The following is a 14,906-nucleotide window of genomic DNA, read 5'->3' on the forward strand; positions in this document are numbered from 1 at the left end:
CGCCTGGTCCTGGGTCGAGAAGATGTTGCACGACGACCAGCGCACCTCCGCGCCCAGCGCCGTCAGCGTCTCGATCAAGACCGCCGTCTGCACCGTCATGTGCAGGCAGCCCGCGATCCGCGCGCCCTGCAGCGGCTTGTCCCGGCCGTACTCCTCGCGCAGCGCCATCAGCCCCGGCATCTCCGTCTCGGCGATCGCAATCTCCTTGCGACCCCACTCAGCGAGCGAAATGTCCGCAACCTTGTAGTCGGTGAATTCCTGCATCGATGGCCTCCAATGACCGTATTTGAACGTGTCTCCGGCCGCCGCCGCGCCGTCGGGCGCGCGGGCGCCGGAGGTCAGATGTCTGATGAACTAGGGCGACCTCGCCGAAGGCCAGCCGGCCTTCAGGCTGAATTTCGCCCTACCTCGTTAAAGCTTGGGCGGGATTCAGCTGAAAGGTAACTCCACCTTTCAGCGGCTTGCCCTTGCGGCGGCGCCCCCGGCCCGGCCGCGCGCGCCGCGCGGCCGGGCCGGGGGGTCGACTTCGGGGCAAAAGACCGTCCCCGCGCCGGTCGGTTTGCGGCCGGCGGCGGGGACGGTGCGATCGCCCGGACGTGCCGGCGCTTACTGCGCGGCGTGGGCCGGCGCCTCGGCGCGCAGCGCCTCGACGCGGTCCTTCTTCTCCCAGGTGAAGTCGTCCAGCTCGCGGCCGAAGTGACCGCCGCTGGCCGTCTGGCGGAAGATCGGACGCTGCAGGTCGAGCATGTTGACGATGCCCTTCGGCCGGAGGTCGAAGGTCTCGCGGATCAGCTGCTCGATCCGGCGCTCGGAGATCTTGGCCGTGCCCTGGGTGTTGACGTGGACGGATGTCGGGTGCGCCACGCCGATGGCGTAGGACAGCTGCACCTCGCACACGTCGGCGAGGCCGGCCGCGACCACGTTCTTGGCGACGTAGCGCGCGGCGTACGCGGCGGAGCGGTCGACCTTTGTCGGGTCCTTGCCGGAGAACGCGCCGCCGCCGTGACGGCCGATGCCGCCGTAGGTGTCGACGATGATCTTGCGCCCGGTCAGGCCGCAGTCGCCGTGCGGGCCGCCGACCACGAAGCGCCCGGTCGGGTTGACCAGGAACTTGGTGTCCTTGGAGATCATGTCGGACGGGATCACCGGCTTGATGATCTCCTCGATGACGCCCTCGCGGATCGTCTCGTAGTCGACATCGTCGTCATGCTGGGTCGACAGCACGACGGTATCGATCGCCTTCGGGACGTCGTCCTCGTAGATCACCGAGACCTGGGACTTGGCGTCCGGACGGAGCCAGGCGAGCTGCTTCTTCCGGTAGGCCTGGGCCTGGCGCTCGGTCAGACGGTGCGACAGCTGGATCGGCATCGGCATCAGCTCGTCGGTCTCGCGGCAGGCGAAGCCGAACATCAGGCCCTGGTCGCCGGCCCCCTGGTCGAGGTCCAGGCCGGAGCCCTCGTCGACGCCCTGGGCGATGTCCGGGCTCTGCTTGTCGAGCGCGATCAGGCAGGCCGCACTGGTGCCGTCGAAGCCCAGCTTGCTGTCGGTGTAGCCGATGTCGCAGACGACGTCGCGCGCCAGCTGCTGGTAATCGACCTGCGCGGTCGTGGTGATCTCGCCGGCCAGCAGGATCAGGCCGGTGTTGACCAGGGTCTCGCAGGCGACGCGCGCGCCCTTGTCCTGCTTCAGGATCTCGTCGAGCACGGCATCGGAGATCTGGTCCGCGATCTTGTCCGGGTGGCCCGGACCGACGGATTCACTCGTGAGGATATAGCCGTCAGACATGAAGTGCTCCTTTTCAGTGTCTTCTTGCGCGCGCTTCGGGCCCGCGCGCCGGGATACCCGGCGCGCGGCCGGGACCGGCAGGGGGCCTGAGCGCGCAGAATTCGGCCGCCGCCCCAGCCGTCGCCGGGGCGCCACGCGCCCCGGACAAGCGGCCGGCGCCGCGCCTTACTTGCGGGCGATGAAGTATTCCCAGCCGATCTTGCCGGCGTTGGCGCTGTCGACCCAGTACTGCAGCTTCTGCGAGGTGTCGTCGACGCGCTCCTTGCAGATGCGCTGCTCGAACTCGTCGCGCCGCGTCTCCAGCTGGCTACGCACCCAGCCGTAGGTCGGGGCCACGTTGGACGACCAGTCTTCGTGGCGCTCGATCGTGAAGCCGATGTCCTTGAGCGCCTCGACGTAGTGGTGACCGTCCCACATGTCCGGACTGTTCACCCGGGAATAGATGATCTCGCGGTCCTCATCCGGGGTGCCGTCGCGCACCAGCAGGTCGGTCATGACCAGCTTGCCGCCCGGCTTGAGCACCCGGTGGGCCTCGTCCAGGACCTTGCGCTTGTCGACCGCGTGCAGGAAGGCTTCCTGCGACCAGTAGTAGTCGAAGGTGTCCTTGTCGTACTGCAGGTCGTGGAAGTCGGCCCATTCGAAGGACACCTTGTCCTCCAGGCCCTCCTGCTGGGTCAGTTCGCGGCCCCAGTCCAGCTCCTTGTCGGAGATGTTGGTGGCGAGCACGCGCGTGCCGTAGTTCTTCGCCAGGAACCGCGCGAGCGCGCCGTAGCCGCAGCCGACGTCGAGGATCAGCTCGCCGGGCTGCAGGTTCACCGGGTCCGCCTGCTTGACGTTGGACCGGTGCATCGCAGTCTGCAGATCCTCGGTCTTCGGGTCCTCGAAGTAGCCGATGTGGACGTTCTCGCCCCAGATATCGCGGTAGATCTCGTCCGCGGGGCCGTCGTAATAGGCCTTCGTCGTTTCGACGATGTCGCGGATGTTCTGGGCAGCTTCGGCCATGATTTCGGCCTCCCTTGTGCTGTCGTCGACGCCCGGTCGGCGCCGCGCCGGCCGCCGATCGTCAATGGCGGCGGCGCGGCGCCGGCGGGCGCTCTCGGCTCCAGCCGGCCAGCCCGCGACGCCCTGTGCGGCCGCGGGCCGGGCGCGGCGGCCTTAGTGGCGCGGCTTGCGCGCGACCACCTGCAGGAAGTCGACGTTCTCCGGGTCGTACTTCTTCTCGAAGTCGCCGTAGCTGTGGACCTCGGTGAAGCCGGCATCGTCGAGCAGCTGCCGGACGTAGGCCTGACGCAGCGGGAACATGGTCAGGTGGAACTTGTTGCCGTCCGGATAGCTGTACTCGAAGCGCACCATGTCGTCCTGGATGATCACCGGACGCGCGTCGACGCCGCTGCCGACGTAGTAGTACTGGTGCTTGTTGTCGTAGCCGTGGTCCAGGATCTTGTCGTAGTTGCGGTGGTCGATCACCGCGATCCCGCCCGGCTTGAGGACGTTCATCATCGCCTCAAGCGAGCGCTTGCGGTCGTCCTCGTCGAACAGGTGGGTGAACGCGTTGCCCAGGCACAGCAGCGCGTCGAAACTGTTGTGCGCGTAGACCTTGTCCAATTCGCGCCAATCGACCGGCTGCGCGTCCTTCAGGGTCACGTCCATCTGCTGGGCGTTTTCCTTGGTCTTCTCGACCATCGCCTCGGCGCCGTCGGTGGCCGTCACCTCGTAGCCCTGCTCGGCCAGGATGATGGCGTGGAAGCCGGTCCCGGTGGCGATGTCGGCCACGCTCTTGCAGTTGTATTGGTCGAGCAGGCTTTCGAAGAAGCCGTCCTCGCCCTTGGCGCGGCCTTCCCAGCCGATCAGCCGATCCCAGCGGTTGACGAAGTCGTCCGTATACTCACGCTGATAGATTTCGCTTTCCATTATCGCCTCCAGCTTCTGCGCTATTGACCGATGTTTTTTGGCGATCTCGACCGGACGCACCGCTCGGTATTGCGCCGCACACCGAGTTGGCGAACGCGCAGGTTCGCCCGCGCCCCGATCGCCAGTATTGTTTTGGTTTTATGTCACCACGGTTCCCGAGAGTGGGCCTGCGGCCCCAGTCACCGTGCCACCACCGCGGCTTTCCGCCGCTCTCTTGTGGTACGCCATTGAACGGTCTTTTTTCACATTTTCAACCACATTTTCGCACCTTGGGTTGAAGCCTTCCCTAAGTGGCGCTTCTGCCAGCACTTTTTTCGCCGTCTTTGCCCTATATTTCGGGCCGCCGCCCGGCTGGCATCGCCGCCAGCTTGTGCAGAGCAACATAAGTTGTTCAATACCGACCGTTTGTTTGGTATCTACGTCATCAGGCGGTCAAGGTTCCATCCCCGCGCGCGGTCGCGGGCGGATCGCCGGATACGACCGCACATCGGCCGCATACGAGGGCCGTCAACGGATCGCGACCGGGTCGCGGCCCTGCCGGCGGCTTGCGCCATCGCAGGTGCACATCGTCTGTTGGCGACGGTTATTGACGCGCCAGCGACACGACGGGGCCGCGCGATCGATATCGCGGGTCCGCGATCGAATAGCCGGTCCGGGACTGGAGGCGACCGGCGGGGCCCAAGGCCACGCGCCCGGATCGCCCGCCCGGCGGCCGCCTGGTCGCACGGCCGGTCAGTCGGCCGGCGGACCGGAACGGCAGCCGGCCCGCCAGCTGCTGAGGACCAGCTGCTGGGGAAAAGACCCAGCTGCTGAGGAAACGACAAGGGAGGGCACATGCCCAAGGTACTGATCGCCGACAAACTGTCCGAGAGCGCGGTGGAGGTGTTCCGTCAGCGCGGCGTCGAAGCCGAGGTCGCCACCGGCCTGTCGCCCGACGAGCTGAAGCGGAAGCTGCCCGGCTTCGACGGGCTGGCGATCCGCTCCGCCACGAAAGTCACGCGGGACATCGTCGATGCCGCGCCGGACCTGCGCGTGATCGGCCGGGCGGGCATCGGCGTCGACAACATCGACCAGGAGGCGGCGACCGCCCGCGGCGTGGTGGTGATGAACACGCCCGGCGGCAACTCCGTGACCACGGCCGAGCACGCGATCTCGCTGATGCTGGCGATGGCCCGGCGGATCCCGCAGGCCGACGCCTCGACCAAGGCCGGCAAGTGGGAGAAGTCGAAGTTCCAGGGCGTCGAGGTCACCAACAAGACACTCGGCCTGATCGGCTGCGGCAACATCGGCGCGATCGTCGCCGAGCGCGCCCGCGGCCTGCGCATGAAGGTGGTCGCCTATGATCCCTATCTGACCCAGGAGCGCGCCCGGATGCTGGGCATCAAGCGGGTGGACAGCCTGGACGAGCTGTACGCCGGCGCCGACTTCATCACCCTGCACGTGCCCAAGACCGAGCAGACCACGGGCATGATCGACAAGGCGGCGATGCGGAAGATGAAAAAGGGCGTGCGGATCATCAACTGCGCGCGCGGCGGCCTGATCGTCGAGCCGGAGCTCGCGGAGATGCTGCGCGACGGTCACGTCGCCGGCGCGGCGATCGATGTCTACGCCGAAGAGCCGGCCCGCGATAATCCGCTGTTCGAGCAGGAGAACGCCGTCTGCACGCCGCACCTGGGCGCCTCCACCTCGGAAGCCCAGGAGAAGGTCGCCGTCCAGGTCGCCGAGCAGATGGCCGACTATCTGACCACCGGCGCGGTCAGCAACGCGCTCAACATGCCCAGCCTGACGGCCGAGGAGTCGGAGCACCTGGGCCCGTACCTGACGCTCGCCGACCAGATCGGCTCGTTCGCCGGTCAGTTGACCAAGAGCGGCATTTCCAGCATCAAGGTCGAGTACGAGGGCACGGTCGCCGACCTGAACACCCGCCCGATCACCCAGGCCGCGCTCGCGGCCCTGCTGCGCCCCGTGCTGGCGTCGGTCAACCTGGTGAACGCGCCCGTGATCGCCCGCGAACGCGACATCGAGGTCAGCGAGGTCAAACACGAGCGCGACCACGACTACCAGACGCTGCTCCGGGTCACGGTGCAGTCGGAAGCGGGGACCCACACCCTCGCCGGCACGCTGTTCGGCGGCGACAAGCCCCGTCTGGTGGAGATCGACGGCATCGCCGTGGAAGCTGAACTCGGCCCGCGCATGCTGTACATCTCCAACGAGGACAAGCCGGGTCTGATCGGCGACGTCGGCAGCACGCTCGCCGACTCGGGCATCAACATCGCGACCTTCCACCTCGGCCGGGCCGAGCGCGGCCGCGACGCCCTGGCGCTGATCGAGGTCGACGACGACGTCGCCCCGCACGTCGTGGAGAAGCTGAACAGGCTGCCCGCGATCCGCGACGTCAACGTCTTCCGGCATCCGCAGATTCAGCTGGCCGAAGCGGCGGAGTAGCCGCCCGCCGTCCGTGCGGAGCCGATCTCCAGCCCCCGGCCGCAGACCCTGCGGCCGGGGGCTTTTTGCACGCCAAGGCGAACGCGGCGCCCGCGCGCGCGTTGACGCCCCCGGGACGACCGAAAGGACCGACCCTGGCATGAGCCGACAAGACGTCTACGGCCGGCGGTACTGGTCGGTGTCGATCTATCAGGCGCGCCTGCTGTTCTTCCTGCCGGCGGACTTCGTCACGCTGCGCGAACTGAAGGACCGGGCGGAGAAGGACGGCGGCCTGTCGCTCAAGAAGGTCAACTGGGAAAAGCTGCACGTCCTGGGCCTGCTGGAGGTCGACCGGACGACCTGGTCCTGGGTGATGGTCCGTCAGGGCCCGCTGTGGCAGCCGTTCTGGGACGCCCTGGAGATCGCGCCCGCGACCGACGGCGCGGCCGCGGGCGCGCAGCTGCGACAGCTGGATTCGCTGTTCGCCGACGCCTCCCAGAACACCATCCCGCTGCCCCACCTCGCGGTCGACTGAGCCCGCGGCGTCGCGGGATTCCCCGCCGGTCGCCGCGACCCCGGCCGTCGCCGGTCCAATGGCCTTCCCGGTCGCCCGGGCGTTGAATCCGGAAAATCCCGCGCTACGTGGCGGCCGTGTAGCCAGGCAGGCCGCGGCGTTGCCCGATCCGCGCCGGGCGCACCCAGGCAGCGGGCGCCGGCGACGCCGCGGCCAAGGTCCGAAGGGGCACCTGTAGGCCCCCCGCAAACGGGCCGATCGAACACCGGACAAACCAATCAGGGGGAGCAGCATGATTCGTGCCGCGAACCTCGGCTTTCCGCGTATCGGGCGTACCCGCGAACTGAAGAAGGCGACCGAGGCCTACTGGGCGGGCGAGAGCGACGCCGGCCAGCTGGCCCAGATCGCCCGCGCGTTGCGCCATCAGAACTGGCGGGAGCAGGCGGACGCCGGCCTGTCGGTGATCCCGTCCAACGACTTCTCGTTCTACGACCAGGTCCTGGACACCACCGCCATGCTCGGCGCGGTGCCGCCGCGCTTTTCCGGCGGCGCCGGGGCTCAGGCCCCCGGGACGGTCGACCTCGACACCTATTTCGCCATGGCCCGCGGCACCGACGACGCGCCGGCCATGGAAATGACCAAGTGGTTCGACACCAATTACCACTACATCGTCCCGGAGTTTCATCGCGACCAGCAGTTCCACCTGGCCAGCACCAAGCCGATCGACGAGTTCGAGGAGGCGAAGGCCGCCGGGGTCCACACCCGGCCGGTGCTGCTCGGGCCGGTGACCTACCTGGCGCTCGGCAAGGCCAAGGAGTCCGACCTGGAGCCGCAGGACCTGCTGGAGCGCGTCCTGCCGGTCTACGAGGAGGTGTTGAAGCGCCTCGCGGCCGCCGGCGCGGACTGGGTCCAGATCGACGAGCCGCGTCTCGCGCTCGACCTCACCGACGCCGAGCGGGCGAGCTTCCCCGCCGCCTACAAGCGGCTGGCCGCGGCCGGTCCGAAGCTGATGCTGGCGACCTACTTCGACGGGCTGCGCGACAACACCGAGCTGGCGGCCCAGCTGCCGGTGGACGGGCTGCACGTCGACCTCGTGCGCGCGCCGGACCAGCTGGAGTCGGTGCTGCAGGCGCTGCCCGGCGAGACCGTGCTGTCGCTCGGCCTGATCGACGGGCGCAACGTCTGGCGCGCCGATCTGAGCGGGCTGCTGCCCGTGGTCGAGCAGGCCAAGCGGGCGCTTGGCGCCGACCGGCTCGAGCTGGCGCCGTCGTGCTCGCTGCTGCACACGCCGATCGACCTGGAGATGGAGGACCAGCTCGACGCCGAGCTGAAGTCCTGGCTGGCGTTCGCCAAGCAGAAGCTGCACGAACTGAGCGCGCTGGCGACCGCCGGCAACCACGGCCGGGACGCCGCCAGGCAGGCGTTCGACGCAGCCGACCAGGCGATCCGCGCGCGCCGCGACTCGGCCCGCGTGCGGGACCCGAAGGTGCGCGCGCGCACGGCCGCGATCACCGAGGCCGACAAGCAGCGCCACAGCGCCTTCCACGAGCGCCGCAAGAAGCAGCAGAAGCACCTGCAGCTGCCCAAGTTCCCGACCACCACGATCGGGTCGTTTCCGCAGACCCGGGAGGTGCGCCGGGCGCGCGGGCAGTTCCGTCGCGGCGAGATCGACGCCCGGCAGTACGAGGACTTCCTGAAGACCACCACCGAGCAGGCGGTGCGCCTGCAGGAGGAGCTCGGCCTCGACGTGCTGGTGCACGGCGAGTTCGAACGCACCGACATGGTCGAGTACTTCGGCGAGCAGCTCGAGGGCTTCGCCTTCACCCGGCACGCCTGGGTGCAGTCGTTCGGCTCGCGCTACGTCCGGCCGCCGATCATCTACGGCGACGTCAGCCGGCCGGAGGCGATGACGGTCAAGTGGTCGGCCTACGCCCAGTCGCTGACCGACAAGCCGGTCAAGGGCATGCTGACCGGGCCGGTGACGATCCAGCAGTGGTCGTTCGTGCGCGACGACCAGCCTCGCCGCGAGACCTGCCACCAGATCGCGCTCGCCATCCGCGACGAGGTGCAGGACCTGGAGAACGCCGGCATCCGGCTGATCCAGATCGACGAGCCGGCGCTGCGCGAGGGGCTGCCGCTGCGCCGCGCCGACTGGGAAGGCTACCTGCGCTGGGCGGTCGACGCGTTCCGGATCGCGTCCGCCGGGGTCGCCGACGAGACGCAGATCCACACCCACATGTGCTACGCCGAGTTCAACGACATCATGGCGTGGATCGCGGCGATGGACGCCGACGTGATCTCGATCGAGACCTCGCGCAGCGCCATGGAGCTGCTCGACGGCTTCGTCGACTTCCGCTACCCGAACGAGATCGGCCCCGGCGTGTGGGACATCCACTCCCCGCGCGTGCCGTCGAGCGCGGAGATGCGCGACCTGCTGTCCAAGGCCGCGAACGTGATCGACGCCGACCAGCTCTGGGTCAACCCGGACTGCGGCCTGAAGACCCGCGGCTGGCCGGAGGTCGAGGCCTCGCTCAAGAACCTGGTCACCGCCGCCCGCGAGATGCGCCGGGCGGCGTAGGCGGCGCGCCGCGTTACCGGGCCGCCGGCGTTTCACCGAACCGTCGCTTGCGCGGGCGGCCCCGGCCGGGCGAGGCTTGCGCCATGACCGGGGCGCACGTCGACACGGTGGCCGCAAGCGCGGCCCACACGTTCAGCAAGCAGCCGGTGCCCGCGATCGAGTTGGTCGCGGGCATCGGTGTGTCGGGCGACGCGCACGCGGGCGAGACGGTCAAGCACCGCTCCCGCGTCGCCCGGGACCCGAGCCAGCCCAACCTGCGTCAGGTGCATCTGATCCACGGCGAGCTGCTGGACGCGCTGACCGCGCGCGGCTTCGACGTCGCGCCGGCGGCGCTGGGGGAAAACCTGACGAGCCGCGGGATCGACCTGCTGGCCCTGTCGACCGGGACGGTACTGCTGCTCGGCACCGCGGCGGCGGTCGAGGTCACCGGCCTGCGCAACCCCTGCCGGCAGCTGGACGCCTACCGGTCGGGGCTGATGCAGGCCGTGCTCGACCGCGACGCCGAGGGGCGGCTGCTTCGGCTGGCCGGCGTGATGGCGGTCGTGCGCACGGGCGGCACGGTCCGGCCCGGCGACGCGATCGAGGCGCGCCCGCCGGACGGCCCGTACCGCCCGCTGGAACCCGTTTAGCGCTCGGTAAGCGCCCTACAGCGCGTACGGGTTGCCGCCGACCAGCGTGACCGACATGCCCCGGCCGTCGGGCGTGGCGAACACGACCTGCTTGCCGCTGCGGTAGGCCTTGAAGCAGGTCAGGCCGGTGCTGGCGAAGGCGCCGTCCCAGTTGGTGCAGAAGTCGTTGCCATTCTTGATCGTCCAGCGGCCCTGCCCGGTGGTTAGCCCGGTGTCGCCGCCGAACGCCTTGGCCGAGAGTTCGTGGTCCGGGTGCACGCGTGCGGCCAGCGTGCGCTTGCCGTCGCGCACGAACGTGCCGTGCACCAGGTTGGCCCGGATCTCCGCGGCGGACATCTCGCGCAGGCCGGTTGGATTGACGTCCTGCAGCTGCACCGCCGGGTCGGCGCCGGTCTGCTGCATCGTCCGATCGCCGCCGGTCGCGCAGCCCGCCAGGCCAGCCACCGCGATCAGCGCGAGCGCCGTGTGCTTGATCTTCATGTTCGAACCCCTTGAGAATCGGCGTGGTCGGAGACCGAGCCACCCACCGGGTGCGCCCCCAAGCGGCGACCAATGCCGGGGTTTCATGACAACGGCGTAAAACGGCCGTTACCGTTTTGGGAAAGCCGCGCTACCGCGCCCGGCCGCACGCCCAGGCCAGGCTGTCCTGGCTGCGCGCCGCGCTGGCCGGGCCGATCCGGGTCATCCCCAGCATCAGCTGCTGGTCGCGTCCGACCACCTCGGCGACATCGTCGACCGTGCGGTTGCCGTTGCGGCTGGCGAAACTGGGCGCGCGCGGGCGGACCACGATCGGCGCCCGCCCGTCGACCCGCCGGCCGGTCTCCGGATCCAGGCGGTAGAGCGCGATCCGCTTCCCCGGGACCCAGTCGGCCGGGCCATCGGTCACCAGCAGCAGCCGGTCGGACTGGAACGCCAGGCTGCCCGGCGCGACGAAATAGCCCCAGCCCGACCAGCAGGCCTCGCGCGCCGACGCCGGCAGCGCGACCAGGCAGATCAGAACGGCCATTGCCGCGGCGGCCTTTAGGGCGGCCCTTGGGGCGGCCCTTGGGGCGGCCCTTGGGGCGGCCCTTGGGGCAGCGGAGAGAACGCGGGTCATGGCGCGTTATAGTGCACGGCGCCGAACCGGCCGACGTCGTAGCCGCCCATGCGCCGGGCCCGGTCGGCGAACGCGTCGCTGCGGGCGAAGGCGATCAGGGATTGCACCGCCGGGCCGAAGTAGTCGCGCCGGCCGAGCAGCAGGTCGAAACGCTCCTGCATCAGCGGCACGAAGCCGAGCTGCAGGCTGCGCGCCACCGCCTCCACCGCGACGCCGGCGCGCGCCCGGCCTTCCAGGATGGCCAGACCCAGGTCCATCTCGCTGCGCGCCGTCTCCTCGACGAAGCTGAGGTCGCCGGCGCCCAGGCCGGCCTGCCGGGCCAGATGGTCCAGCAGCAGGCCGCTGCCCGATTCCGCCTGCCGGCGGACCACCGGAATACGTTTGGCCGCCAGGTCGCCCAGCCCCGCCACGCCGTCCGGGTTGCCGGCGGGCACCACCAGCCCCTGCGATCGCCGCGCCCATTCCAGCAGCACGGCGTCGGCCGGCGCGCCCGCGTCCTTCACGTTGGGGATGTTGAACGCGGCTTCGGGATCGCTGTCGGCCAGATCGGCGTGGAACAGGTGCAGCCCGGCCAGCCGCGCCTCCCCGTCGGCCAGGCGCTTCAGGCCGTCCAGGCTGCCGCCCGGCAGCAGCGCCAGGCCGCAGCCGCTCTCCTTGACCGCCCAGTCGAGCAGCGGATCGTGGCTGCCCGCCACCACCGGCGGGGTTTCGCGCGCGCCGCGCGGCGCCATTTCCAGCTGCTCGGCAACCCAGCGGTCGACCAGGGCGCGCGGGAACAGCCACTTGCCGGTCGCGCGGGTGCACGGGATCTGGCGCTGCCGGACCAGTTCGTAGACCCGGCGCTCCTTGATCCGCAGGTAATCGGCGACTTCGTGGGTGGTCAGGTATTCGTGCACGGGCGTCGATCGGGTTGTGGGCAAGGCGGCGTTGGCGGCATCTTGCGCCCACGATGCCACAGAACCGCCGGCCCCGTCTGCCGAACGTGCTACGAACGGCGCGGTGCCGGATCAAACGCACGTTCCGGCATCAAACATGGCTTGACTTTGTGCGGCGCAGCGTTCATTTACAGCGCAGTTCTTCTCGCGATCACGCGAACCCGGCCTTGAGCATAAGGCGCCCCGGCGCCGCCCGGTCATCCCGAGCAGTTCCCAACAAACACCCGCCTCGTTTCCAACTCGCGTGTGGAACCAGGGCAACGCGCCGGACCTCGTCAGGGTCTCTGTCGTGTGCGCGCCCCGCATCGGTTCCCCCGACGCCGAGCGTTTGTGCACGCCTGCCCTGACGGCCTTCCTCGGGCGTCGGCGTTCACAAGAAAGACCGTGATCCTTTGACTAACGACAACACCACCCCGGCCAACCAGCCGGCGTTCACCGACCTCGGCCTCGACGCGCAAATCCTGCGCACCCTGGGCGAGCAGGGCTACGACACGCCCACCCCGGTTCAGGCGCAGGCGATCCCGGCGCTGCTGGACGGCCGCGACCTGCTGGGCGTGGCGCAGACCGGCACCGGCAAGACCGCCGCCTTCACCCTGCCGATCCTGCAGCGCCTGGCCGCCGACAAGACCGGCGTGCCGAACAAGGGCGTGCGCGCCCTGGTGCTCGCCCCGACGCGGGAACTGGCGATCCAGATCCACGAAGCCTGCCGCACCTACGGCCGCGGGCTGAACCTGCGCTCGGCCGTCGTGCTGGGCGGCGTACCCAAGGGCAAGCAGCAGCGCCAGCTGTCCAAGGGCGTCGACATCCTGATCGCGACCCCGGGCCGGCTGCTCGACCTCGTGAACGAGCGCAGCGTGCGCCTGGACGCGGTCCAGACGCTGGTGCTGGACGAGGCGGACCGGATGCTCGACATGGGCTTCATCCACGACGTCCGGAAGATCGCGGGCATGGTCAAGGCCGAGCGGCAGTCGATGCTGTTCTCCGCCACCATGCCGGGCGAGATCGACAAGCTGGCGCGCGAACTGCTGTCCAACCCGGCGCGGGTCGAGATCACCCCGGACGCCCCGGCGGTCGAGCGGATCGATCAGCGGGTCTACCACGTCCGGCAGCCGGCCAAGCGCGAGCTGCTGTCCAGCCTGCTGCAGGACCCGGAGATGGATCGGGTGATCGTGTTCACCCGCACCAAGCACGGCGCCGACCGACTGGCCAAGCAGCTGTCGACCGACGGCGTACCGTCCGACGCGATCCACGGCAACAAGACCCAGGGCGCGCGCCAGCACGCCCTGAAGCAGTTCCGCGACGGCCGCGTGCGCGTGCTGGTCGCCACCGACATCGCCGCGCGCGGCATCGACGTCGACGGCGTCAGCCACGTGGTCAACTTCGAGCTGCCGAACGTGCCGGAGAGCTACGTGCACCGGATCGGCCGCACCGCGCGCGCGGGCGCCGAGGGGGTGGCGCTGTCGTTCTGCGATCCGAGCGAGCAAAACGACCTCAAGCGCATCGAGAAAATGACCAAGCAGCGCCTGACCATCATCGGCGACGGGCCGATCGCCAGCGAGCGGCACGCCCATGCCGGGCGCAAGCCGGCCAACGCCGGCGGCAAGGGCGGCTATCAGGGCAAGGGCAAGCCGAGCAATCAGGCCGCCCGCGGGCCCAAGCCGTCCAAGAGCGGCGAGCGTCCGCCCCGCGGCAACCGCCGCGCGGCCTAACCCAGCCGCCGTTTGAAGGGCGGATCGCGGACGGCCGATCGCCATTCCGCGGTCCGCCCCACGCCGGCGCCGCCTGTCCCCAGGGCCCGACCCTGGGGACTCGGCGGCCGGCCCCGGTCAAGCCGGAGTTTTCCGCCTTATCCACAGGCGGAGCCGTTTTTCCAGAGAGTTATCCACAGTCCGCCAGGGTCCGGGCGCGACTCGCGTTCTGCGCGGGCATCCACGACGCCCTATTCGTCGCCGTGATGCTCCCGGGCCAGCACGCGGGCGAGCTGGGCGATCGCGTCCTGCTGGCGTTCGTCGTCGATCTTGGCGAAGTTCCGGGCCAGGTCGAGGCACATGCGCTGGCGCGCCGAGAAGCTCTCGCCCTCCCCCGTCTCGTTCAGGCCGGCGAAGAAGAAGTTGACGTCGACCCCGAGCACGGTGGCGAGTTCGTACAGCCGGCCGGCCGAAACACGGTTGATGCCGCGTTCGTATTTGTGCGCCTGCTGATAGGTGACCCCGATCAACTCCGCCAACTGCTGCTGGGTCAGGCCGAGCATGGTCCGGCGCTCGCGGATCCGCTGACCGACGTGGCGTTCGATGTCTTGCGTTTTGAAGTTATTGCGTTTCACGGGCATCCCTTGTCGCAGCAGAGACCGCTGATCGGTCCACAGGGCGCATCTTCCGGAGGAAAGGCAAAACGATCAATGAAAAGTGGTAGTTTTACCTTACCCTTCACTTTTAACGTGTATTTTGCAGCTAACGTTTTAAATCGTGACGCGGAAAACCCGGCCGCTTTGGACGCCCAACGGCGGTAAGCCCCCGTTCCGCCGGTACGAGTCGCTGGCCGATGCGGCCGCCCGCGCCGCCCCCCGCGCGGCGCTGTCCGTGCGCGACGCGGCCCCGGTACCGGCCCACGCCGCACCGTCGGGTCCGGCCGCCCCGGCCGCCAGCACGGCAACAGCCGTGGCCGCAGACAGCGGGGCGGCCAGGCGCGGCGCGCTTGCCACCGGTACGCGCCCGTGATTCGTCGGGCCAGGATCCACGGCCGCCGGCAGAGACGCCCGCGCGACCGGTACCAGCGCCCGGCCGCCGCCCGGAGTCCCGTGCGCGCCGCCAGGTGCCGCTGAAGGCTCGCTCGGTCTGTCCAACTGGTTGGGGCTGGCCGGTTCCCTGTCGCTTCTTGCGGCGTCTCGCCGCGGCCACGCGTCCGCCGGACCGTCCGCCCGGTCGTGCGGCGCATCCGACGGCCGCACCGGGTGCACCGGCTCGACACCGGAATCGCCCCGGCCGTGGGCCCGGCCGCTCCCGTCTGTCGCGATCCCCGCACCCGCGCCCCCTGC

At 69.6% G+C, this 14,906-nt stretch carries 13 protein-coding genes; 5 read left to right on the forward strand and 8 right to left on the reverse strand.

Translation table 11 applies throughout. The features are described from left to right. The 4 genes from CKO28_RS22455 to CKO28_RS22470 all read right to left on the reverse strand — a co-directional run. The coding region (locus tag CKO28_RS22455) for an adenosylhomocysteinase (RefSeq protein ID WP_200343131.1) at positions 1–264 on the reverse strand (264 nt) is incomplete at its 3' end. 342 nt (positions 265–606) lie between these two features. Then, positions 607–1,785, reverse strand: a complete 1,179-nt coding sequence (gene metK / locus CKO28_RS22460) for a methionine adenosyltransferase (protein WP_200343132.1) — start codon at positions 1,783–1,785, stop codon at positions 607–609. Between the two features lie 165 nt (positions 1,786–1,950). Next, a complete protein-coding gene (locus tag CKO28_RS22465) occupies positions 1,951–2,787 on the reverse strand; it encodes an SAM-dependent methyltransferase (RefSeq protein ID WP_200343133.1) in 837 nt (278 codons plus the stop codon). 153 nt (positions 2,788–2,940) lie between these two features. Further along, complete coding sequence (locus CKO28_RS22470; protein WP_200343134.1) at positions 2,941–3,696, reverse strand: class I SAM-dependent methyltransferase; 756 nt, start codon at positions 3,694–3,696, stop codon at positions 2,941–2,943. 834 nt (positions 3,697–4,530) lie between these two features. On the opposite strand from CKO28_RS22470, the gene serA reads away from it, so the two are divergent. From serA to CKO28_RS22490, 4 genes are all read left to right on the forward strand, one after another. After that, positions 4,531–6,141 (forward strand): phosphoglycerate dehydrogenase, encoded by a 1,611-nt coding sequence (gene serA / locus CKO28_RS22475; RefSeq protein ID WP_200343135.1) that lies wholly within the window; start codon positions 4,531–4,533, stop codon positions 6,139–6,141. Between the two features lie 139 nt (positions 6,142–6,280). After that, positions 6,281–6,655, forward strand: a complete 375-nt coding sequence (locus CKO28_RS22480; protein ID WP_200343136.1) for a hypothetical protein — start codon at positions 6,281–6,283, stop codon at positions 6,653–6,655. A 271-nt stretch (positions 6,656–6,926) separates the two neighbouring features. Next, positions 6,927–9,212, forward strand: coding sequence for a 5-methyltetrahydropteroyltriglutamate--homocysteine S-methyltransferase (metE, locus tag CKO28_RS22485; RefSeq protein ID WP_200343137.1), 2,286 nt, complete (start codon positions 6,927–6,929; stop codon positions 9,210–9,212). 83 nt (positions 9,213–9,295) lie between these two features. Beyond that, positions 9,296–9,841: an MOSC domain-containing protein gene (locus CKO28_RS22490; RefSeq protein WP_200343138.1), complete on the forward strand. Its 546-nt coding sequence runs from the start codon at positions 9,296–9,298 to the stop codon at positions 9,839–9,841. A 15-nt stretch (positions 9,842–9,856) separates the two neighbouring features. On the opposite strand, the gene CKO28_RS22495 is transcribed toward CKO28_RS22490, so the two are convergent. The 3 genes from CKO28_RS22495 to CKO28_RS22505 form a co-directional block, all read right to left on the reverse strand. Continuing rightward, positions 9,857–10,321 carry a hypothetical protein gene (locus CKO28_RS22495; RefSeq protein WP_200343139.1) on the reverse strand — a complete coding sequence of 155 codons (465 nt, stop codon included), beginning with the start codon at positions 10,319–10,321 and terminating at the stop codon, positions 9,857–9,859. Between the two features lie 130 nt (positions 10,322–10,451). Further along, complete coding sequence (locus CKO28_RS22500; protein ID WP_200343140.1) at positions 10,452–10,847, reverse strand: hypothetical protein; 396 nt, start codon at positions 10,845–10,847, stop codon at positions 10,452–10,454. Positions 10,848–10,933: 86 nt separating this feature from the next. Next, positions 10,934–11,833, reverse strand: coding sequence for a substrate-binding domain-containing protein (locus CKO28_RS22505; protein WP_200343141.1), 900 nt, complete (start codon positions 11,831–11,833; stop codon positions 10,934–10,936). 431 nt (positions 11,834–12,264) lie between these two features. On the opposite strand from CKO28_RS22505, the gene CKO28_RS22510 reads away from it, so the two are divergent. Then, positions 12,265–13,581, forward strand: coding sequence for a DEAD/DEAH box helicase (locus CKO28_RS22510; protein ID WP_200343142.1), 1,317 nt, complete (start codon positions 12,265–12,267; stop codon positions 13,579–13,581). 230 nt (positions 13,582–13,811) lie between these two features. Here the strand turns inward: CKO28_RS22510 and CKO28_RS22515 are convergent, their stop codons facing one another. Then, positions 13,812–14,201, reverse strand: a complete 390-nt coding sequence (locus tag CKO28_RS22515; protein WP_200343143.1) for a helix-turn-helix domain-containing protein — start codon at positions 14,199–14,201, stop codon at positions 13,812–13,814. Positions 14,202–14,906 lie beyond the last annotated feature (705 nt).

This window comes from Rhodovibrio sodomensis (assembly GCF_016583645.1).
In the GTDB taxonomy this organism is placed as follows: Bacteria; Pseudomonadota; Alphaproteobacteria; order Kiloniellales; family Rhodovibrionaceae; genus Rhodovibrio; species Rhodovibrio sodomensis.

Coding starts and splice junctions, on each gene's coding strand:
- metK (WP_200343132.1), bottom strand. CDS start 1,785: ATGTCTGACGGCTATATCCTCACGAGTGAATCCGTCGGTCCGGGCCAC.
- CKO28_RS22465 (WP_200343133.1), bottom strand. CDS start 2,787: ATGGCCGAAGCTGCCCAGAACATCCGCGACATCGTCGAAACGACGAAG.
- CKO28_RS22470 (WP_200343134.1), bottom strand. CDS start 3,696: ATGGAAAGCGAAATCTATCAGCGTGAGTATACGGACGACTTCGTCAAC.
- serA (WP_200343135.1), top strand. CDS start 4,531: ATGCCCAAGGTACTGATCGCCGACAAACTGTCCGAGAGCGCGGTGGAG.
- CKO28_RS22480 (WP_200343136.1), top strand. CDS start 6,281: ATGAGCCGACAAGACGTCTACGGCCGGCGGTACTGGTCGGTGTCGATC.
- metE (WP_200343137.1), top strand. CDS start 6,927: ATGATTCGTGCCGCGAACCTCGGCTTTCCGCGTATCGGGCGTACCCGC.
- CKO28_RS22490 (WP_200343138.1), top strand. CDS start 9,296: ATGACCGGGGCGCACGTCGACACGGTGGCCGCAAGCGCGGCCCACACG.
- CKO28_RS22495 (WP_200343139.1), bottom strand. CDS start 10,321: ATGAAGATCAAGCACACGGCGCTCGCGCTGATCGCGGTGGCTGGCCTG.
- CKO28_RS22500 (WP_200343140.1), bottom strand. CDS start 10,847: ATGGCCGTTCTGATCTGCCTGGTCGCGCTGCCGGCGTCGGCGCGCGAG.
- CKO28_RS22515 (WP_200343143.1), bottom strand. CDS start 14,201: ATGCCCGTGAAACGCAATAACTTCAAAACGCAAGACATCGAACGCCAC.